Source organism: Neorhizobium sp. AL 9.2.2, from assembly GCF_013317225.1.
Classification (GTDB): Bacteria; Pseudomonadota; Alphaproteobacteria; order Rhizobiales; family Rhizobiaceae; genus Neorhizobium; species Neorhizobium soli.
On the sequence record NZ_JAALXU010000003.1, the window covers coordinates 87,880 to 110,023 of the forward strand.

A 22,144-nucleotide genomic window follows, 5' to 3' on the forward strand; every position below is an offset into this window, starting at 1 on the left:
AGGATCCCGTTCACAGCTCGAGCTTGTCGATCATCGCCTGGGTGATCAGGCAGATACCGCTCTCGGTGCGGCGGAAGCGCTTGGCATCGAGTTCGGGATCCTCTCCGACGATCAGGCCTTCCGGAATGGTCACGCCGTGGTCGATGATGACGTCGCGAAGCTGGGCGCGCCGTCCGATCCGCACGTTCGGCAGCACAACCGCGCCTTCGAGCTTGGAATAGGAATTGGCACGCACGCCGGTAAACAGCAGGCTTCGGTTGAGCGACGAACCGGAAATGATGCAGTCGCCGGAAATGACCGAGGATGTTGCCGAACCGCGGCGGTTTTCGTCGTCATGCACAAACTTTGCCGGTGGGGTAATTTCACCGAAGGTCCAGATCGGCCAGGACTTGTCGTAGAGATCAAGGCCGGGCACGATTTCTGTCAGGTCGATGTTGGCCTGCCAGTATGCGTCCACCGTCCCTGCATCGCGCCAGTAGGGCTCGCGCTCGAAATCGGACCGGACGCAGCTATCGGCAAAGCGGTGCGCGACGGCCTTACCGTGCTCGACGATGTAGGGAATGATATCCTTGCCGAAGTCGCGGCTTGAGCCTTCGGCTTCCGCGTCGCGTTTCAGCGCTTCGATCAGGAATTTCGTGTGGAAGACGTAGATGCCCATCGAGGCCAGCGCGAAATCCGGATTGCCGGGAATTCCTGGTGGGTCGGCCGGCTTTTCGACGAAATCGATGATCTCGTCCTTCTCGTTGACATGCATGACGCCGAAGCCCGTGGCTTCCATGCGCGGAACCTCGAGGCAACCGACGGTGACGTCGGCGCCGGAGTTCACGTGCTGCTGCAGCATGTACTCGTAGTCCATCTTGTAGACGTGGTCGCCGGCAAGGATGACCATGTATTCCGGCGCGTAGCCTTCGATGATGTCGATGTTCTGGAACACCGCGTCGGCCGTGCCTTCATACCATTGCGTTTCCGAAACGCGCTGGGAGGCGGGCAGGATGTCGAAGCTTTCATTGCGCTCTGAACGCAGGAAGTTCCAGCCGCGCTGCATGTGGCGGATCAGCGAATGCGCCTTGTACTGGGTCGCAACGCCGATGCGGCGGATGCCGGAATTCAGCGCGTTCGACAGCGCGAAATCGATGATGCGCGCCTTGCCGCCGAAGTAGACCGCTGGCTTGGCGCGGCGATCCGTCAGTTCCTTCAGGCGACTGCCGCGGCCGCCGGCCAGGACATAGGCCATCGCGTCGCGTGAGAGTGGCTGTATGCGTTTGTCGTTCATGGTTCTCCCTCCCGGTCGTTATTGCAATTCCAGCATGATCGTCGCCAGAGGCGGCAACGTGATGTCGGCGGTGATCGTTCCTCCCGCATTCACCGCCTGCACGCGTCCGCCATTCCCCTTGCCGGTGCCGCCATAGATCTCGGCATCGGTGTTGAGGATTTCCCGCCATCTGCCCTCGCTTGGCAAGGGAATACGGTAATTTTCCCGGTAGACCGGGGTGAAATTCGTGATCACCGCCACCGGCTTTTCCCCCGGCGCCATACGCAGCCAGGCAAACACGGAGTTTTCGGCATCATCGGCAATCAGCCAGCGGAACCCTTCGCTCTCGCAATCGCGGGCATGCAGGGCGGGCTTGGAGCGGTAGCAGAAGTTCAGATCGCGGACGAGACGGCGCATGCCTTCGTGCGGGCTGTATTGCAGCAGGTTCCAGTCCAGCGACCGCTCCTCGCTCCATTCGCTCCACTGGGCAAATTCCTGGCCCATGAACAGCAGCTTCTTGCCGGGATAACCCCACATGAACCCGTAATAGGCGCGCAGATTGGCGAATTTCTGCCAGTCGTCGCCGGCCATCTTGGCGATCAGCGACCCCTTGCCGTGCACGACTTCGTCATGGCTGAGGGGCAGGACAAAGTTTTCGGAATAGGCGTAGACCATGCCGAAGGTGATGGCGCTGTGGTGATGCTTGCGGTGAACAGGCTCGCGCGCGAGATAGCTCAGCGTGTCGTGCATGAAACCCATGTTCCACTTGAACCCGAAGCCGAGACCGCCTTCGTGGACCGGCGCCGATACTTTGGGCCAGGATGTGGATTCCTCGGCAATGGTCATCACACCGGGATGATTGCCGTAGGAAAGCGAGTTCATCTTCTGCAGGAAGCGCACGGATTCGAGGTTTTCGCGGCCGCCATATTCGTTCGGCACCCATTCGCCCTCGCGGCGCGAATAGTCGAGATAGAGCATCGAAGCGACCGCATCGACACGCAGGCCGTCGAGGTGGAATTTTTCCGACCAGTAGAGCGCGTTGTTGACGAGGTAGGACAAGACTTCGAGACGGCCGAAATTGTAGATCGCCGTGTTCCAGTCGGGGTGGAAACCCTGGCGCGGATCTTCATGCTCGTAGAGTGCGGTGCCGTCGAAATGGCGCAGCCCGTGCGCGTCGACCGGGAAGTGGGCGGGCACCCAGTCGAGGATGACGCCGATGCCGACCTTGTGGCAGCCGTTGACGAAGCGGGCAAAGCCTTCCGGCTCGCCGAAACGGGCCGACGGCGCATAGAGACCGGTGGTCTGGTAGCCCCAGGACGGATCATAGGGATGTTCGGTAATCGGAAGGAATTCGATATGGGTAAAGCCCATGTCGGTGCAGTAGGGAATGAGTTCGGCGGCAAGCTCGTCCCAGGAGAGGAACGAACCATCCTGCTTGCGGCGCCATGAACCGGCGTGCACTTCGTAGATCGAGATCGCCTGCCGGCGGTGATCGGCCTTTTCCCAGAATTCCCGATGGGCTTCGTCATCCCATTTCTGCACCAGTTCCGGCGTGGTGACGGACGCCGTCTTCGGGCGCATTTCGGCGCGCCGGGCGTAAGGGTCGGCCTTGAGGGGCAGAACTTCGCCGTCGCTGCCGACGATCTCGAACTTGTAGGGGGTGCCAGCCAGGATATCGGGCGCGAAGATTTCCCAGATGCCGGTGTCTTGACGCAGCCGCATGATGTGGCGGCGGCCATCCCAGGTGTTGAAATCGCCAACGACAGAGACGCGCTTGGCATTCGGTGCCCAGACGGCGAAGTGATATCCCTCGACGCCCTCGTGCTTCATCGGATGGGCGCCCATCTTGTCGAACAGGCGAAGATGCGATCCCTCGCGGACGAAATAATCGTCCATCGGTCCCAGAACCGGGCCGAACGAGTAGGGGTCCGTCACCGCCCACTCGTCATCACCGCGGCGGGCGCGATAACGGACGGGCTGGCGTTGCGACGCGGAGACGATGCCTTCGAAATAACCGGCTTCGTGGCGGCAGGTGAGTTCGCCCAGTTCCGTGCCGTTCAGCGCCGTGGCCGTGACGGCCTCGGCGCCGGGGATGAAACAGCGGACCCTGTAGACGTCCCCGACCTTGTGCAGGCCGAGAACGGCAAAGAGGTTTGTATGCCTGCCTTCCAAAATCGCCTCGATCTCGGATAACGGGATTTCTCCAGGAGCTCTCCCGTCATCGAGCGTACGCGGCGCTTTTGTCATCAGGCTCTCCAGATTTCCGACGCGTATTGGCGAATGGTTCTATCGGAGGAGAACCAACCCATGCGGGCGGTGTTGAGAATAGTCTTCGAATACCATGATTTAGGGTCCGACCAGATTTGGTCAACGCTGCGCTGCGCCGCTGCGTAAGCATCGAAGTCGGCGGCAACCATGAACCAGTCGTGATTGTAGATCCCGTCCATCAGGACCGTGAAACGCGACCGGTCATCCGGCGAGAACACGCCGGTCGCGATGGCATTCAGGGCCTGTGCAAGTTCCGGAGACTGGTCGATAACGGCGCGGGGATCGTGGCCCTCGTCGCGGACCTTCTGCACCTCGTCGGCTTTCAGGCCGAAGATGACGATGTTGTCTTCCCCGACATGGTCGCGCATTTCGACATTGGCGCCGTCGAGCGTGCCGATCGTCAGTGCCCCGTTCAGGGCAAACTTCATGTTGCCGGTTCCCGACGCTTCCATACCGGCCGTCGAGATCTGCTCGGAAAGATCGGCCGCGGGGACCATGATCTCGGCGAGAGACACGTTGTAGTTCGGTATGAAGACGATCTTCAGGAGACCGCGCACCGACGGGTCGTTGTTGATGACGCGGGCCACATCGTTGGCGAGCTTGATGATCAGCTTGGCGTTGTGGTAGCTCGGCGCCGCCTTGCCGGCGAACAGTTTGACACGCGGCACCCAGTCAAGTTCCGGATGCGAGCGGATCTGGTCGTAGAGCGCTACCGCCTCGATGATGTTGAGGAGCTGGCGCTTGTATTCGTGGATGCGCTTGATCTGGATGTCGAACATGGCCGACGGATCGAGCCTGATGCCCATGCGGCTGCCGACCAGATTGGCGAGTGCGATCTTGTTGGTGCGCTTGATCGCAGCAAACTTGTCCTGGAACGAGCTGTCGCTTGAGAATTTCTCAAGATCTGTCAGCGCCTCGGTGTCATCAAGGAATTTGTCGCCGATGGCGTCCTGGATCAGCGAAGTGAGGCCCGGATTGCACTGCATCAGCCAGCGGCGAGGGGTGATGCCGTTGGTCTTGTTGTTGATGCGGGTGGGATAGAGCGTGTGCAGGTCCTGGAACACAGTGACCTTCATCAGGTCGGTATGCAGGGCCGAGACGCCGTTGATCGAATGCGAGCCGACAAAGGCAAGGTTGCCCATGCGCACGCGGCGCTCGCCACCCTCGTCGATCAGCGAGATCGAACGGATCTGGGTTTCGGAGAAGTTCTTTAGCTTGCGCGCTTCCAGCAAGATCTTGGTGTTGATCGCATAGACGAGCTGCATGTGGCGCGGCAGCAGGCGCTCGAACAACGGTACCGGCCAGCTTTCCAGCGCCTCGGGGAGAAGCGTGTGGTTGGTGTAGGAGAAGGTCTTGCGGACGATCTCCCAGCTCTCGTCGAAATCCACGCCGTGGATGTCGACCAGAAGGCGCATCAACTCGCCGATCGAAATTGCCGGATGGGTGTCGTTGAGCTGGATCGCGACCTTGTCGGGAAGATTGGTGAAATCCGGATACTGCTGCAGGTGGCGGCGCAGGATGTCCTGGAGCGAGGCGGAGGAGAAGAAGAATTCCTGGCGCAGGCGCAGTTCCTGGCCGGCCGGGTTGGCATCGGCCGGGTAGAGAACGCGGGTCAGGCTTTCGGCCTTGTTGCTTTCGCGCAGCGCACCGATGTGGTCACCGGCGTTGAAGGCGTCGAGCAGGATCGGATCGATCGGCTGGGCCGACCAGAGGCGCAGCGTGTTGACGCGCTTGCCACGCCAGCCAACGATCGGCGTGTCGTAGGCCATGGCGATGACGCGTTCGGCCGGCTTCCAGACATAGCGCGGCGCATCGTCGTAACCGCCGACCGTGTCCACCGTGCCGCCGAAGCCGATTTCGTAGGAGCTTTCGCGGCGCTCGAATTCCCAGGGGTTGCCGTGGGCGAGCCAGGTTTCCGGCAGTTCCACCTGCCAGCCATCGGCCATCTGCTGACGGAACAGGCCGTGGACGTAGCGGATGCCGTAGCCATAGGCCGGGATCTCGACGGTTGCCATGCTCTCCATGAAACAGGCGGCGAGACGGCCGAGGCCGCCGTTGCCGAGGGCTGCATCGGGTTCGAGGCCGGCAATGACAGCCACATCGACGCCGAGCGATGTCAGCGCATCGCGAATTTCCGACATCAGGCCGAGATTGCTGACGGCATCGCGCATCAGGCGGCCGATCAGGAATTCCAGCGATAGATAGTAAACGCGCTTCTCGCCTGTCTTGTAGACCTTGCGGGTCGAATCCATCCACCGGTCGATAATGCGGTCGCGCACCACCAGGATCGTTGCTGTCAGCCAGTCATGCGGCTTGGCGACCTGCGCATCCTTGCCGATCCGATAGGTCAGGCGCTCGATGATCTCCTCCGCCATGATTTCAGGCCGGGAGCTGCGTGGTGCCGGAAAGGGGAGTTCGACGTTAGAAGAGGTCTTGTCCATGTCGCGCTAACTTTCTGGTTAAGCGTGAGAATTGCGTCCGATTCGGACCCTCGTTGAAGATCTGGGAAACCAGTTATGCACCGTTACGAAACGCTTGCAACGGGCAATGATATTGGTCTTGAAATATGTCATGGGCATGTAAAATCGCAAAAAAGCAAAACCCCGCCGGTTGGACGGGGTTCTGCAAATAATCAAACGTTCCGAGAGACTTAGACTGCCGCCTAGTTGGTGAGGCGAACCGCAGATTTTGCCGCCTTGTTGGCGATATCGCCGAACGCGTTGACGAGATCGGTCATGTCTTCAGGCTCGTAATAGTAGTCGCTGGCGCTTGCGCAGGTGCTCAGCAGCGACTTGCCCTTGTCCGGCGCCATGAAGGCAACGGTGAAGATCTTGATGCCATCGGCCTTGGCGGTTTCGCACTGGCTGCGCACTGTTCTGTCCAGCGCCGGATTCCAGTTGGCACTTTTGCCGGTCATCTCGCCATCCGTCATCAGCACGATGTAGCGGTTGAAGGTGGCATTGCCCTTGGCCGTATGCGCCGTTGCCTCGGTCGTGTTGCTCGATTTCAGTGCATTCAGTGCGAGGGTCATCGCGCCGCTGGCATCGGTGCCGCCGGTCGGAACGCTTGGAAGCGCCGCCACGTACTTGGCAGCCTCGGTCGTACCCCATGTCATCGGTGTCGGAGACTGCGTCTCATCGGTGTAGGAAACCGCACCGACACGGATCAGCGTATTTTTCGGGTCGGACGTCTTCAGCGACGTGAACAGCCCCGTCGCCGCCGTCTGCAGGGCCTCGATCTTGCGGATGTAGCAGGGCCAGTAGAAGGCGACCGACGGCCAGTCAGCGTTGGTGTAGTTGTCACAGTAGGACCGCAGTGTATTCCTGTCGCTGGTGACAAAGGACATCGAGCCGGACCGGTCAAGCGCCAGGTACATCGAGATGCCGTTGGTCGTTTCCGAACTGCTGGATGCCGTGGCCGCGATATTCAGCGTGATGGACTGGCCGCCGATCATGCTGGTGATCGGGTTCAGCTTCATCGTGTACTTGGTGTTGAGCGCCACCGTATAGCCCTTGCTGGAAGCGCTGTTGTTGGTGGTTTTGGCGCTGACGGCGGTGGCCTTGCGGATCGCCTCCTGCTGCGCTGCCTTTTCTTCAGGTGTGGCGTTCGCGTCTATGCCATTGGCAAGGATCTGGCCGGCAAGGTAGTCGGTCGCCAGTTCCTGGGCGTCCTTCTCGTTCATGCCTTTCTGGGCCATCGATGAGGCAGCTGCCAGTGCCGCGGAATCCGCCAGACCCTGCATCTTGCTCTTGATCTGCATGGCATTGGTGAAATCAAGCGCGACGCCCGCCGAACCCAGGAGGATGGGCAGGAGCACCGCTGTCATAAGGCCGAAATTTCCGTCGCGGTTCTTGGCAAACCGCGTCCAAATTGATGCTGTCATCGCACTTACCCCCGTGCCGAAACCGCGCAACTCATTTGCACTAACACGTGGTCTTGATAGCGCGGAGCGGGTGGAGGAACCGCTAAATCAACCCTTAAAAATTGAACCAACACGACGATTCAGCGCCAAAACGGGTCTATCTGACCGGTATCACATCAACCCCCTGGATGATCTTTCGATTTCCGTAACCTTTGAGCACGCCGATGACAGGTGCGATATCGGAATAGTCACGGCCGTAGGCGACAACGATATGGTCGGTGCCGGCCATGATGTCGTTGGTGGGGTCCAGTTCGGCATAGCCGACCGCCTCGCCGCACCAGACCTTGACCCAGGCATGCATCGCGTCGGCGCCTTCCAAACGCTCCTTGCCCGGGGGCGGGAGCGTGCGCAGGAAGCCCGAAACATAGCCTGCGGGGATGCCGAGGCTGCGCAGCGCCGTGATCATGATATGGGCGAAGTCCTGGCAGACGCCGCGCTTCAGCTTGAAGGCCTCGCGCGGGGTTGTGTCGACCTTGGTCGCCTTGGAGTCATACTTGAAGTCGTCGTAGATGCGGGTGCAGAGCTCCTTTGCGATCTCCAGCACCGTCTGGCCCGGCTTGACGACGTCGCGGGCATAGGCGGCAATCTGCGGATCTTCGGGCAGGCGAGGGCTTGCGCCCGTCAGGTTGTGCGGCGAGCTGCCGTCGACGCTAAGATACGCTGCAAGCTCCCGCCTCAAGCCATCGAGCCGTGGCGACAGATCCGCGGAGATTGTCGGGGTCTCGACCATGACGCGCGCCTGCATACGGATGTCGAACCGTTCATGCGGCGCGCGCAGCAGGATGGAGGTCGCCTGCTGGCCGAAGAAATCGATGAAGGTGGCTTTCTCCTCTGCGTTCGGCGTGACGGTGATCGTGCCTGCAATCAGCCGCTGGCGGCCGGGCAGCGACAGGGGCAGGACCCGGATCACATGCCGTGCGACCGAGGCCGGCTGGTCATAGACATAGCCCATGTGCATGGAGAGGTCGTAAAGCATGGCGTGTCCTCTCTCCCGCTCAGTTGAAATAGGTTCGGGCGAGAATATCGGAAAGCCGTTCAAGCTCCTGCTCGAGCTTGCGGTAAACCTCCACATCCATGCCCTCGGGGGTCATGACCGCGAGGCCCGAATGCAGCCGCATCGCTTCCCTGTAGAAGGGCGACATCTGGCCGTTGAGAACCGCATTCGGCAGTTGCTCGACTTCGGTGCGGATCTCGGCCAGCTGGAACAGGATCGAACGCGGGTTGAGCGGATCGAGCGCAAGCAGGTCGGCGACCGTCAGCCGCGCGGTGTTGACGTTGTAGCGCCGACGGTGGGTCATGACGCTGTCGCCGATTTCAAGCAGCATGTCGAGCGAACCATCCGGTGCGTCCGGGCCGGACATATGGGCGAGCAGCCGCGTCATATGCAGGCCGCGCTCAAGGTAGCGGCCGATGGAAAGAAAACGCCAGCCCGTGAAGCGATACATGTTTTCGTGCACGAGACCGGCAAAGCCCGCCAGCTTGCGCAGAAGGATGGTGCTGGCATGGGCGGCATCGTCGCCCGGTTGTGCGGTCTCATGAAAGCGCTTGGTGGTCTTGGCAAGATCCGTGAGGGCCAGCCAGCCATCCGGCGAAAAGCGGTCTCGGATGTTGCTGGCCGAATAGATGGCGCTGTTGAGGTGAGACAGAAGCGGCGCCGGCACGGCCTTCGCCATGTCCATATCGATCGATTTCAGATAGCCGGCGACGTCGACGAGAAGCGGCGCGTCCGGATCTGCTGACTCCGCGTAGCGCAGGTGCCAGGAGCGCAGGATGCGCAACGCACCCTCGGAGCGCTCGATATAGCGGCCGAGCCAGAACAGATTGTCGGCGGCGCGTGACGGAAGCGACCCCGGCATGTTGCGGGTAAAGCTTTCCTCCGGCGGCAGCAGGGTCGGCTTGTCGACGGGCTTGTCGGAAACGATCCAGACATCGGCCGCGGTGCCGCCTGCCTGCATGGCAATTGCGGCCACGTCGTCGCCGGAGCCGATACGGGCAAAACCGCCGGGCATGAGCTGCCAGCCATCTTCGGTGCGGGCCGCGAAGACGCGCAGCGACATCGGCCGCGGCACCAGCTTGCCGTCGACATAGGCAGGCGTTGTCGACAGCGTCACGACTTCCTGGCCGACGAGCTTGGCGCCTTCGCTCGACAGCCACTCGCCGATCGATTCTTTTGCAGTCTCTCTCAGAGCAGAGCCGAGAACCGACTGGCCGTTGTCGTCGAAGAAGGGCAGGCCGGAATAGGCCGGGCCGATCACCATCCGCCCGATATTCTTGGCCACATGGTCCCGCTCGGCCTTCTGGCCGCACCACCAGGTCGCGATCGACGGCATGATCGGCGCTTCGCCGAGAAGGCGGCGGCAGATGGCGGGCATGAAGGCGAGAAGCGCCCGGGTTTCGAGAATGCCGGAGCCGAGCGCATTGACGAGTGTCAGCGACCCGGACCGCAGCGCCTGCACCATGCCGGGCGTGCCGATATGAGAGCTCTGGTTCAATTCCATCGGATCGGCATATGATGCGTCGAGGCGGCGCCAGAGAACGCCGATGGGTTTGAGACCCGCCGCGGTGCGGACCATGACGCGGTTGTTGAGAACGGTCAGGTCCTCGCCTTCCAGCAGCATAAAGCCGAGATAGCGGGCGATATAGGCGTGTTCGAAATAGGTTTCGTTGGCGGGGCCGGGGGAAAGAACCGCAATCCGGTCGTCGGGATATTGCTTGTGGCTCTGCAGCGCATCGCGGAAGGCGCCGAAGAAGGAGGCTAAGCGGTGGACATGGCTTTCGGCATAGATATCCGACAGCGCGCGTGTGGTGGCGACGCGGTTTTCCAGCGCAAAGCCTGCGCCTGACGGGGCCTGCGTGCGGTCAGCCAGCACCCACCAGTCGCCATCCGGACCGCGGCCGATTTCGAACGAACAGAAATGCAGGTAATGGCCGCTGACCGGCTTTATGCCCACCAGCGGGCGCAGAAACTCCGGGTTTCCGGCAACGAGCTGCGGCGGCAGAAAGCCTTCCTCGACCAGCTTGTTGTCGCCGTAGATATCGGCAAGCATCGCTTCCAGAAGGTCGGCGCGCTGCTTGAGGCCGCGGGAGATCTCCTCCCATTCCTTTTCTGCGATCAGGACCGGAATATGGCTGATCGGCCAGGCACGCTCGCCGCTGCCGCTTCCGGCCGTGGTGCCGGGTGCCGCATAGGTTCGGTAGAACACGCCGGCATCGCGCAGGTAGCGGTCGGCGCGGGCAAACCGTTCATGCAGCTCTGCCTCCGAGAGACGGCTCAGATGCGCGATCAGGTTCTCCCAGACCGGCTTGATGCGACCTTCGGCGTCCAGCATCTCGTCGGTGACGCCGGCCAAGGCCGCGTAGCCGAGGATCGGGTCAATGCCGATCTCGCCAACGCCTCTCTCGCCAATGGCGGCTTCCGCCTTGGCGTGCTCTGTTGCCGGTCCGTTGGACATGGCTTGCTGTCAACTCCAGTTAAAACCCAGGCGGTCCGTTTAAATCCCGGGTGGCCGGCGCAGATCGAGTGTCAGCGGAAATTCGGGCGATGGCATTTCCTGCATCAAAGCATAACTGCCGGCCGTGTGTCCCCACGGTTCGAACCGTGCGAGCCTTCGCGCTTCCGCTTCGTTGCCATTGACCGGAAAGGTCTCATAGTTGCGACCGCCCGGATGGGCAACATGATAGATGCAGCCACCGATCGAGCGGCTGGACCATGTATCATAGATATCGAATGTCAGCGGCGTATTGACCGGCAATACCGGATGCAGGCCGGATGACGGCTGCCAGGCCTTGAAGCGCACGCCGGCGACCGAAACCCCGGATATGCCCGTCGGCGTCAACGGCACGGCGCGACCGTTGCAGGCGACGGTATAGCGCTGCGGATTGCTGGTTTCGAGCCGCACCTGCAGGCGTTCTACTGAACTGTCGACATAGCGCACCGTGCCGCCGATCGCGCCCTGTTCGCCCATCACATGCCAGGGCTCCAGCGCCTGGCGCAGTTCGAGCTTGGCGCCCTCGTATTCTACCTCTCCGAAGAACGGGAAGCGGAACTCGAGCTGTGCCTCGAACCATTCGGGCCGAAGGTCGAAGCCGTTTTCGCGAAGGTCCGCCAGCACATCCATGAAATCGGCCCAGATGTAATGGGACAGCATGAACCGGTCCGCCAGCGCCGTGCCCCAGCGGGTAAACCTGCCCTGAACCGGGTTTTTCCAGAAGCGGGCGATCAGCGCGCGGACAAGCAGCTGCTGGGCGAGCGACATGCGCGCATTCGGCGGCATTTCGAAACCGCGGAATTCGACAAGGCCGAGGCGACCGGTGGGTCCATCGGGGGAAAACAGCTTGTCGATGCAGATTTCCGAACGGTGCGTGTTGCCGGTGACGTCGGTCAAGAGGTTGCGGAACAGCCGGTCGACGAGCCATGGCAGCGGTGCTGCACCCTGGCCCGGCATCGGCACCTGCGACATCGCGATTTCGAGCTCGTACATCGAATCGTGACGGGCCTCGTCGAGACGCGGTGCCTGGCTGGTCGGTCCGATGAACAGGCCGGAGAACAGGTAGGACAGCGCCGGATGGCGCTGCCAGTGCAGCACGAGGCTTTTCAGCAGGTCCGGGCGACGCAGGAACGGGCTGTCGTTCGGGTTGGCGCCGCCGACCACCACATGGTTGCCACCGCCGGTGCAGGTGTGGCGGCCGTCGATCATGAACTTGTCGGCGCCGAGACGGCTCTGGCGGGCCTCCTCATAGATCGCCGTTGTGGTCTCGACCGTCTCCTTCCAGCTTGCGGCAGGATGGATGTTGACCTCGATGACGCCAGGATCGGGCGCGACGCGGATGACGTTGATGCGCTCGTCATGCGGCGGCGCGTAGCCTTCGATATGGACGGCGAGACCGAGCTTGGTCGCGGCGTTTTCGGCAGCAGCGATCAGTTCGAGATAGTCCTCGATCTTTTCGACCGGCGGCATGAAGACGCAGAGACGGCCATCGCGCGGCTCGACGGAAATTGCCGTGCGCACCGCGCCGCCGATTTCACCGAGTGTCTGCTCGACGCGGCCGGGATTGGTCGGGTCGCCGGCCGTGAACGACTGCTCGGGCATCGCCCGGCCTTCGGTCGCTTCGTGACCCGGCGGGACGATCACGTCGGGCAGGGCGGTGCGGGGGATCGAGGGATCGGCCTCGTGGATATAGGGGAATTGCGATGGCGGAATATAGGGAAGCGTGCCGAGCGGCAGGCGGTATCCGACCGGGCTGTCGCCGGGCACAAGGAAGATCTTGCCGCGACGGGTGCTCCATTTTTCGCTGATCCAGCGCTTTTCGCCCATGCTGCCGCCTCTCGCGTGCGACTGCCAGGCCTGAACAGGCAGGATATAGCCGGACGGGTTGGTCAGGCCGCGCTCGAACACGCGGGCGATGCGGTTGCGCTCTTCCGGGTCTTTGAGTTTCGAATTGGATGGATCGACATTGTCAGGCAGCGAGCCTTCCTTGATGATCCACTCGGCCGGATCCTCATAGGCCGGCACGACCATCTCTTCGCCGATATCGAGTTCCGCTGCGAGTGCGGTCAGGAATTGCTGCGAGTCCTGCTCGCCGCTGCCATAGTCGCGGCCTTCTTCGGCCACCAGATCCGGGTTGCTCCAGATCGGCTTGCCGTCCTTGCGCCAGTAGAGCGAGAAGGTCCAGCGCGGCAGGCTTTCGCCCGGATACCATTTGCCCTGGCCGTAATGCAGGAAGCCGCCCGGCGCGAACTTTTCACGCAGCTTGCGGATAAGGACGTCGGCCTTTTCGCGCTTGGTGGGGCCGACGGCGCCGGTGTTCCATTCGTCGGATTCGAAGTCGTCGATCGACACGAAGGTCGGTTCGCCACCCATGGTGAGGCGCACGTCCTGGGCTTCCAGCACGCGGTCCACCTGTTCGCCGAGATCGTTCAGCGCGTCCCAGCTCTCATCCGAGAAAGGCTTGGTGATGCGCGGATGTTCGGCAACGCGCGTGACGTTCATGGCGAAGTCGAACGACGTGTTCGCCTCGCCGAAGTAACCGCCTGAAATCGGCGCGGCGTTGCGGTAATGGGGCGTGGCGGCCAGCGGAATGTGGCTTTCGCCGGTCAGCAGGCCCGATGTCGGATCAAGGCCGATCCAGCCGGCGCCTGGCAGATAGACTTCGCACCAGGCATGCAGATCGGTGAAATCGACTTCGGTGCCGGAGGGGCCGTCGAGCGCCTTCAGGTCCGGCGTCAGCTGGATGAGGTAGCCGGAGACGAAACGGGCGGCGAAGCCCAGATGGCGCAGGATCTGCACCAGCAGCCAGCTCGAGTCGCGGCAGGAGCCCATGGCCGAGGTCAGCGTCTGCTCGGGCGTCTGGACGCCGGGTTCCATGCGGATGACATAACCGATCGCCTGCTGCAGGCGGGCGTTGATACCAACCACCATGTCGACGGTTGGCTGGCCGGGCGACATGTCCAGCGTCTTCAGATATTCAATGAGCGCCGGTTCCGGCGGCTCGGGCGTGCGGTAGATCGACAGGTCTTCGATAAGGTCGGCCGGATAGGTGAACGGCCAGGCCTGCGCCTCCTCCTCGACGAAGAAGTCGAAGGGATTGTAGACCGTCATGTCGGCGACGAGGTCGACCTCGATCTTGAATTCGGTCACCGGTTCGGGAAACACGAAGCGGGCCAGGTAGTTGCCGTAGGGGTCCTGCTGCAGGTTGACGAAGTGATTCTCCGGCGTGACCTTCAGCGAATGCGACAGCACTTTTGTGCGGGAATGGGCGGCGGGCTTGAGCCGGATGATCTGCGGCCCCATCCGGACCGGCCTGTCATAGCTGTAATGGGTGAGATGGTAGATGCTCGCCTTGATCGACATTATGCCCCTTGCCGGCCTTGTTGAACGGGCCGTTACGTCATCGTTGCCGCGAGTTTGTGCAATGCATGAAAAGAATGCAAGGCGGGGCAGGCTGTTTTCCCGCTCACGTCGAAAGGTGAGCTTCGTTCGGTTTTCGCTCGTTGTGCCGGGTAAGGGTCATCCGGCTGAGATTGCCCCTCATCCGCCTACCGGCACCTTCTCCCCGCGGGCGGGGAGAAGGGCGCAGGCTGCGCGCACAGAGTCAGATCAGGGTACGTGCCCACTCCCCGCGAGCGGGGAGTGGGGCATTCCCAGGTATTTCCGTTAGGCCGCGACGGCTTCCGTCGGGACCTTGGCGCCGGTCATGAAGGCGACGGCGTCGGACATCGTGTAGTCTTTCGGGTTGATGACGGTCAGTCGTTTTCCGAGCCGGTGGATGTGGATACGATCGGCCACTTCAAAGACATGCGGCATGTTGTGGCTGATCAGCACGATCGGAATGCCGCGCGAGCGCACGTCGAGGATCAGTTCCAGAACCTTGCGGCTTTCCTTGACGCCGAGCGCCGCCGTCGGTTCGTCGAGGATGATCACCTTGGAACCGAAGGCCGCAGCGCGCGCCACAGCCACACCCTGGCGCTGACCGCCCGAGAGTGTCTCGACCGCCTGGTTGATGTTCTGGATGGTCATCAGGCCGAGTTCGGAGAGCTTGCCGCGGGCAAACTTTTCCATGGCGCCATGATCAAGCTTGCGCAGGTATTTGCCCATGAAACCCTTGCTGCGGATCTCGCGGCCGAGGAACATGTTGTCTGCGATCGACAATGCCGGCGAGAGCGCGAGGTTCTGGTAGACGGTCTCGATGCCCGCATCGCGGGCCTCGATCGGCGAACGGAACTGCACCGGCTTGCCTTCCAGCGTGATCTCGCCCTCGTCTGGACGGATCGCGCCTGAGATCGCCTTGATCAGCGAAGACTTGCCGGCGCCGTTATCGCCGATGACGGCGAGGATTTCACCCGGATAGAGGTCGAAATCGGCGTTGTCGAGGGCGGTCACCCGGCCGTAGCGCTTGACCAGGCCGCGGGCGGCGAGGATGGGTTGAGTGTTCGGATCGCGTGCCATCAGCCGGCTGCCTTTCTGATCCATTGATCGATTGCGACGGCGGCGATGATCAGCACGCCGATCAGGAGGTAGGTCCACTGGACGTCGGTGCCGAGCATTCGAAGGCCGAACGAGAACACGCCGACGATGAGGGCGCCGAACACCATGCCGAGGATCGAGCCGCGGCCGCCGAACAGCGATATGCCGCCGATCACCACGGCGGTGATGGATTCGATGTTGGCGAACTGGCCCACTGTCGGGGAAACCGAACCGTTGCGGCCGATCGAGACCCAGCCGGCAAGCGCGCAGATGGTGCCGGCCAGAACGTAGACCGAAATCAGCATGCGCTTGACGTTGACGCCGGAAAGCTCTGCCGCTTCGGGATCGTCACCGACTGCGTAAAGATGTCTGCCCCAGGCGGTCTGGTTGAGCACGTACCAGAGGACGGCGACCAGCAGCACCATCGCGACAACGCCGAAGGTGAAGACGGCGCCGCCGACCTTGAACGTCGTGCCGAGGAACTGCAGAAGCGGAGCCGTCGCCTCGATTTCCTGCGAGCGGATCGTCTCGTTGGAGGAATAGAGGAAGTTGGTGGCAAGCACGATCTGCCACATGCCGAGCGTGACGATGAAGGGCGGCAGTTTCACACGGGCGATCAGGAAGCCGTTGATGAAGCCGCAAATCGCGCCGACCGCGAAGCCGCAGGGAATGGCGATCTCGACAGGAACCCCGTAGCGGAAGACCATCTGGCCCATGACGACAGAGGAAAGGACCATGATGGCGCCGACCGAAAGATCGATGCCGGCGGTCATGATGACAAGTGTCTGTGCCGCGCCGATAATGCCGGTGATTGCCACCTGCTGCAGGATCAGCGTCAGGGAGAAGGCGTTGAAGAATTTTCCGCCGAGAAGGATGCCGAACACCAGCAGGGCTGCGACGAGGACGATCAGCGAAACCGCCGACGGACTGGTGTGCAGGAAGTGCTGGAATTTCTGGACTGGCGTTTTCTTGTCGCCGTCGAAGGATGCGACGTCGGTCGAACTGTCCTTCAGAACCTTTTCGTAGTCATGATGCGGCGATGCCGCCGTTGGCTCGGTCATGGATGTTCCTCCGAGAAATTCCGTTGTCGCTCGACAGTGAGAGACCCTCTCCGGCCTGCCGGCCATCTCTCCCACCCCGGTGGGAGAAGACTTGCGGCGGACGCAGGGATTGTCTGAGCGGTTGCCGCCGGATCAAGCCCTCCCCGTTGCGGGGAGGGTAGTGGTTTGATCTTTCAAATGCAGGTGGGGATCAGCCCCAGCACTTGTTCAGACCTTCCTTGGTGTCGATCGACTTGATCGCGGGAACCGGCTTGTCGGTCACGAGCGTCACGCCTGTGTCGAAGAAATCCTTGCCGGCAGTCGGCTTCGGCTTTTCACCGGTATCGGCGAACTTCTTGATCGCCTCGATGCCGAGCGACGCCATCTGCAGCGGATACTGCTGCGAGGTTGCACCGATGACACCGCCGGCAACGTTCTTGACGCCTGGGCAGCCGCCGTCGACGGAGACCAGAAGCACGTCCTTCTCGCGACCGACGGCCTTCAGCGCTTCATAGGCGCCGGCTGCTGCCGGTTCGTTGATCGTGTGAACGACGTTGATGGTCGGATCCTTCTGGAGAAGGTTTTCCATCGCGGTGCGACCGCCTTCTTCATTGCCGTTGGTCACGTCATGGCCGACGATGCGCGGATCGTCTTCGTCGCCGATCTTGTTCGGATCCTTCGGATCGATGCCGAAACCGATCATGAAGCCCTGGTCGCGCAGGATGTCGACGGAAGGCTGCGACGGGGTAAGGTCGAGGAAGGCCACCTTGGCTTCCTTGGCCTTGTCGCCGAGCGTTTCCTTGGCCCACTGGCCAATCAGCTTGCCGGCCAGAAGGTTGTCGGTCGCAAACGTCATGTCGGCCGCGTTGATCGGCTCCAGCGGCGTGTCGAGCGCGATGATCAGCATGCCGGCGTCGCGAGCCTTCTTGAGGTTCGGCACGATGCCCTTGGTGTCGGACGCGGTGATCAGGATACCCTTGGCGCCGTCGGCAATGCAGGTTTCGATCGCGGCAACCTGGCTTTCGGAATCGCCATCGATCTTGCCGGCATAGGATTTCAGCGTGACGCCGAGTTCCTTGGCTTTTGCGGTCGCACCGTCCTTCATCTTCACGAAGAACGGATTGGTATCTGTCTTGGTGATGAGGCAGGCGGAGACGCCGGCTGCGTGCGCCGGAGCGGAAAACGCAACGCCGAGGACAAGCGCCGCAAAGGCGCCAGAAAGCACAGTCTTTTTCATGATATCTCCTCCCGAGAGATCTTTTCCCCAAGCCTGGGGCGATTGATGCAAATGTTCAGAAACACCGGGTGCCATCGAATTCGACGAGCGCCGTCTCCAAGCCTCCCATGTCCTCTGCAGCCCGGATTAAGACCAGTTTTCCATGAGCTGTCAATAATTAATTCCGATTGAATTATTTATCCACGGTGGCATATTCGGCGTGCGTGGAGCGACGATCCACGGCGAGTTTCGGGAGGAGTTCCAATGTCGATCGCGGGAAGTACCGCGACAGGGTCGATGCCGCTCGGCAGTTTTTCGGGCGGATCGAACCAGGTTCGCGTGCGTGCCTATAACGAGAGGCTGGTCCTTTCGCTTGTTCGCATGCACGGCGAAATGTCGAAGGCGGACATTACCCGCGCCAGCGGACTGTCGGCGCAGACTGTGTCGGTGATCATGCGATCGCTCGAAAAGGACGGGCTTCTGCTGCGCGGCGAACCGATCCGCGGCCGGGTGGGGCAGCCGTCGGTCCCGATGCGGCTCAATCCCGATGCCGTGTTTTCCTTCGGGGTGAAAATCGGCCGGCGCAGCGCCGATCTGGTGCTGATGGATTTCGTCGGGCAGATCCGGATGCATCATCACGAAACCTACGCCTACCCAGTGCCGCAGAAGATCATCGAGATCATCGGCAAGGGGATCGGCAGGCTCGAGGGCCAGCTCAGCATGGTCGAGCGTGAGCGGATCGCCGGCATCGGGATCTCGGCGCCGTTCGAACTGTGGAACTGGGCAGACGAGGTCGGCGCGCCTGCGGGCGCGATGGACCTCTGGCGCGATTTCGACCTGCAGCAGGAGGTCTCCGCCTCGACCAAGCATGCCGTCTACCTGCAGAACGACGCGACCAGCGCCTGCGGTGCGGAGCTGGTGTTCGGGATCGGTCCGTCCTATCCGGACTTCGTCTATTTCTTCATCGGGTCATTTATCGGCGGCGGCATCGTTCTGAACTCCGCGGTGTTTTCCGGCCGTACCGGGACGGCAGGCGCCGTCGCGCCACTTCCGGTGCGCGGCAGGGACGGTTCAACCCGGCAGTTGCTCGACGTCGCTTCAATTTTCGTTCTCGAGAACATGCTGAAGGAAAAGGGGATCGATCCGGAGCCGCTCTGGTATTCGGCCGACGAATGGATCGATTTCGGCGCGCCGCTCGATCTGTGGATCGGCGAGACGGCGGCAGCGCTTGCCCAGGCCATCATTGCCAGCGCCTCGATCATCGATTTCGGGGCTGCCGTGATCGATGGCGGCTTTCCGTCATGGGTGCGCAAGCGGATCGTCACCGAGACGATCGAGGCCGTCAAGCGGCTGGACCTGCAAGGCGTCATCATCCCCGATATCATCGAGGGCAAGGTCGGCAGCCACGCCCGCGCCATCGGCGGCGCCAGCCTGCCGATCTTTGCGAAATACCTCACCGATCCGAGTGTGCTGTTCAAGGCGATGTGACGAGCGGACGTCTGCATTCGATTGTGGGACGCTCGACGCTGTTCCCAGTCAGCCGTGAACGGCACGCCTTTCTCGCACCTTCGCAATTCCCTTGTGGTAGTTAGGACTCGACACAGACAGGCAGGAGCCGGCGGCAGATGGTGAATTCGCAAGATAAGGCGGAGCCCTATGAACTTCCTCTGTCTGGCCAGCTCAAAATGATGACAGGGGCGTTCTGGGCGTCCCCGGTGCGCAATCCCGTTCTCGCGCTCACGGCCGCGCTGCTCTGCGTCATCTTTGCGACCACCTACGCCACCTATCGGCTGAACGAGTGGAACGGACCGTTCTACGATGCCTTGGCGCGGCGCGACATGCCCGAATTCCTCCACCAGCTTGTGGTGTTCGGAGTCCTCGCCTCGCTCCTGACACTGCTCAACGTCATCCAGCAATGGCTGAACCAGATCGCCGCGATGCGGATGCGAGAAGGGCTGGCCCGCGATCTCGCCGATGTCTGGCTGACGCCGGGGCGGGCCCTGAAGCTTGCCGGTGCCGGCGCGATCGCCGACAATCCGGACCAGAGACTGCATGAGGACACCCGCATCCTGGCCGAAAACACGACGTCACTGTCGATCGGTCTCGTCAATTCGACCATTCTTCTTGCAAGTTTCATCGGCGTGCTATGGGCGATCTCGACCGATTTCGGCCTGCAGATCGGCGGTCGCACCATCGTCATTCCCGGCTATATGCTGTGGGCGACGATTCTCTACGCCCTTTTCGGATCCGTCATGAGCAACGTTGTCGGCAGCCGGCTGGCGCGGCTGAATGCGCAGCGCTATGCCCGCGAGGCTGATCTGCGCGCGACCCTTGTCCGGGCGAACGAGAACATGAAGCCGATCACGCTTGCGCGTGGCGAGGAAAGCGAGCTTTTCCGCGTTCACGCCGCAATCGATGGCGTGCTCGGCATGCTGCGCAAGCTTGCCTGGGCGCTTACCAACCTGACCTGGGTGTCGGCCGGTTTCGGTTGGCTGGCGTTGGTGGCGCCGATCATCATTGCCTCGCCGATGTATTTTTCCGGCAATCTTTCGTTCGGCGGTCTGATGATGGCGGTCGGCGCCTTCAACCAGGTCAACCAGGCACTGCGCTGGTATGTGGCGAATTTCAGCGTCATCGCCGACTGGCGGGCGACGCTCGGCCGTGTCTCCTCGTTCCGCAATGCCCTGGTTTCGATGGATACGCCGGCGATGGAAGGCTCCGTCCTCACCTACCGGAAAAGCGATGGGGAGGACGTGCTGTCCGTGACCGACCTTGCGGTCTTCGGCGAACCCGACAAGGGCGGGGACGGCCATGGCATCAGGGTCGCGGAAGGCGCCTTCACCATCCGGCCCGGCGAGCGGGTGCTGATCAACGGCAATCCGGGGACAGACCGGCATCTTCTGTTCCAGGCACTGTCCGGTATCTGGCCCTGGGGCAAGGGCGAGATCCGACTGCCGGCCGCAGATCGGATGATCATGATGCCGCAGGAAGGTTATCTGCCGACCGCATCACTGCGCGAGGTCATGACCTATCCGGCGACTGGGCCTGCTGGCATGCGCGATGGCATTCCCGACATGACCGACGCGGCGCTGGCGCAAGCGTTGAAGAAAGTCGGTCTGCATCGGCTCGTCGATAAACTCGACGAGGTGGAGCGATGGGACCGGCTGCTCGACAAGGACGAGGAAGTGGCGCTGCAGATCGCCAATGCCGTGCTTCGAAAGCCGGACTGGCTGATCATGGACGACGTTCTGGAGGGTCTCGAACCGGAGACGCAGGCGCTGTTGCTCGACGTGCTGGCCGGGCTTACCGGCTCGACACTCCTCTATATCGGCCGCTCCGACGTGTTTTCGGACAGATTTTCACCAAAGGTATTTCATCTGGCGCCGCTCCTGGCTGTCGATACGAAGAACGAGGCTTCAGACAATGGGTAAGCATGCTTCTCAAACGACCGGGAGAACCGGGCAATGCCTGATCTGCGGTCGCACGTTTGCGGTATCGAAGCTTCACAAGGCGGGCACTCTCAGGCCGCATCTCTTCGAGATGATCGCGGAGGAGGTAAAGACCTGTAGCGCCGACAGTCTGATCTGCGACGAGGATCTGGCGCGCTTCAGGCGGCGCTACGTGGAGGCACTGCTGGAAGAGGAGCGGGGCGAGATCACCGAGCTTGACGCCCGCGTGCTCGACAGTTTCGAAAAGGGAACGCTGACGGTTCAGGCGGGCGCGCCCGCCGCAATCGACCAGGCGGAAACGTTCGGGGAAAGGGTCGCCGACAGGGTCGCCGCCTTCGGAGGCTCCTGGACCTTCATCCTGTCCTTTTTAGCCGTGCTGGTTTTGTGGATGGCGCTTAACGTGGTCGGTTTGTCCGCCGATCCGTTCGACCCCTATCCGTTCATCCTGCTCAATCTCGTCCTGTCCTCGCTTGCCGCCCTGCAGGCACCCGTCATCATGATGAGTCAGAGGCGGCAGGAGGACAAGGACCGGCTGCGCAGCGAAAACGACTACATGGTCAACCTTCGAGCCGAACTCGAAATCCGCCAGCTGCATGAAAAGATCGATCACCAGATGGCCAAGCAGTGGGAACGGCTCGCAGAACTCCAGCAGATCCAGATCGAGTTGCTGGAGAAGCGGTGACGAGTTGCGCGAGGGGATACGCTTTACGTGGATGTCGAAGATTGATAATTTCGGTGAAACAAGGGTGGATCTTATGCCTTCCAGTTATGAACTCGGCCCCCGTTACGAAAGCTTCGTGCGCAGGCTGGTGGAAAGCGGACGCTATGCAAGCGAAAGCGAAGTCATGCGCGATAGCCTTCGCCTGCTCGAAGAGATGGAGGAGCATGGCAAGGCCGGCTTCGACGCACTGAAGGCGGATATACGCACCGGGATCGAGAGTGGGCCGGGCATTCCGGCGGATGACGTCTTCGATCGGCTTGAAGCCAGATATGGCGGACGCCGCTCCTGATGCGCGACCGGGCTTCGTTGCAT

Annotated in this window: 14 protein-coding genes; 4 read left to right on the plus strand and 10 right to left on the minus strand. The window is 61.8% G+C overall.

The features are described from left to right. Positions 1-10: 10 nt before the first annotated feature. From glgC to G6K99_RS07025, 10 genes are all read right to left on the minus strand, one after another. Positions 11-1,273 carry a glucose-1-phosphate adenylyltransferase gene (glgC, locus tag G6K99_RS06980; RefSeq protein ID WP_062461037.1) on the minus strand — a complete coding sequence of 421 codons (1,263 nt, stop codon included), beginning with the start codon at positions 1,271-1,273 and terminating at the stop codon, positions 11-13. An 18-nt stretch (positions 1,274-1,291) separates the two neighbouring features. Continuing rightward, positions 1,292-3,499: a 1,4-alpha-glucan branching protein GlgB gene (glgB, locus tag G6K99_RS06985; protein WP_062582180.1), complete on the minus strand. Its 2,208-nt coding sequence runs from the start codon at positions 3,497-3,499 to the stop codon at positions 1,292-1,294. Next, positions 3,499-5,961 (minus strand): glycogen/starch/alpha-glucan phosphorylase, encoded by a 2,463-nt coding sequence (locus G6K99_RS06990; protein WP_062461031.1) that lies wholly within the window; start codon positions 5,959-5,961, stop codon positions 3,499-3,501. The genes glgB and G6K99_RS06990 overlap by 1 nt, the downstream gene beginning before the upstream one ends. A 221-nt stretch (positions 5,962-6,182) precedes the next feature. Continuing rightward, positions 6,183-7,403, minus strand: a complete 1,221-nt coding sequence (locus G6K99_RS06995) for a TadE/TadG family type IV pilus assembly protein (protein WP_062461028.1) — start codon at positions 7,401-7,403, stop codon at positions 6,183-6,185. Positions 7,404-7,539: 136 nt separating this feature from the next. Next, the gene (locus G6K99_RS07000) at positions 7,540-8,418 is read right to left on the minus strand and encodes a transglutaminase family protein (protein WP_174196114.1); all 879 of its coding nucleotides are present in this window, start codon (positions 8,416-8,418) and stop codon (positions 7,540-7,542) included. A gap of 19 nt (positions 8,419-8,437) precedes the next feature. Next, the gene (locus G6K99_RS07005) at positions 8,438-10,894 is read right to left on the minus strand and encodes a circularly permuted type 2 ATP-grasp protein (protein ID WP_174196115.1); all 2,457 of its coding nucleotides are present in this window, start codon (positions 10,892-10,894) and stop codon (positions 8,438-8,440) included. Between the two features lie 39 nt (positions 10,895-10,933). Continuing rightward, positions 10,934-14,293 carry a DUF2126 domain-containing protein gene (locus G6K99_RS07010; protein ID WP_174196116.1) on the minus strand — a complete coding sequence of 1,120 codons (3,360 nt, stop codon included), beginning with the start codon at positions 14,291-14,293 and terminating at the stop codon, positions 10,934-10,936. Between the two features lie 303 nt (positions 14,294-14,596). Beyond that, entirely contained in the window at positions 14,597-15,388 is a 792-nt protein-coding gene (locus tag G6K99_RS07015) for an ATP-binding cassette domain-containing protein (protein ID WP_062461891.1), read from the minus strand. Further along, a complete protein-coding gene (locus G6K99_RS07020) occupies positions 15,388-16,467 on the minus strand; it encodes an ABC transporter permease (protein ID WP_062461017.1) in 1,080 nt (359 codons plus the stop codon). The genes G6K99_RS07015 and G6K99_RS07020 overlap by 1 nt, the downstream gene beginning before the upstream one ends. Positions 16,468-16,657: 190 nt before the next feature. Next, positions 16,658-17,683: a sugar ABC transporter substrate-binding protein gene (locus tag G6K99_RS07025; protein ID WP_062461015.1), complete on the minus strand. Its 1,026-nt coding sequence runs from the start codon at positions 17,681-17,683 to the stop codon at positions 16,658-16,660. Positions 17,684-17,926: 243 nt separating this feature from the next. Here G6K99_RS07025 and G6K99_RS07030 point away from each other — a divergent pair, with 243 nt between their 5' ends. The 4 genes from G6K99_RS07030 to G6K99_RS07045 all read left to right on the plus strand — a co-directional run bounded on the left by G6K99_RS07030 (position 17,927) and on the right by G6K99_RS07045 (position 22,121). Next, on the plus strand, positions 17,927-19,150 hold the full coding sequence (locus G6K99_RS07030; RefSeq protein WP_062461012.1) for an ROK family protein: 1,224 nt from the start codon (positions 17,927-17,929) through the stop codon (positions 19,148-19,150). A gap of 137 nt (positions 19,151-19,287) precedes the next feature. Further along, positions 19,288-21,093, plus strand: a complete 1,806-nt coding sequence (locus G6K99_RS07035) for an ABC transporter ATP-binding protein/permease (protein ID WP_174196117.1) — start codon at positions 19,288-19,290, stop codon at positions 21,091-21,093. Then, positions 21,086-21,793: a DUF1003 domain-containing protein gene (locus tag G6K99_RS07040; protein WP_092659788.1), complete on the plus strand. Its 708-nt coding sequence runs from the start codon at positions 21,086-21,088 to the stop codon at positions 21,791-21,793. The genes G6K99_RS07035 and G6K99_RS07040 overlap by 8 nt, the downstream gene beginning before the upstream one ends. Positions 21,794-21,866: 73 nt before the next feature. After that, positions 21,867-22,121 (plus strand): type II toxin-antitoxin system ParD family antitoxin, encoded by a 255-nt coding sequence (locus G6K99_RS07045; RefSeq protein WP_062461888.1) that lies wholly within the window; start codon positions 21,867-21,869, stop codon positions 22,119-22,121. Positions 22,122-22,144: the final 23 nt, after the last annotated feature.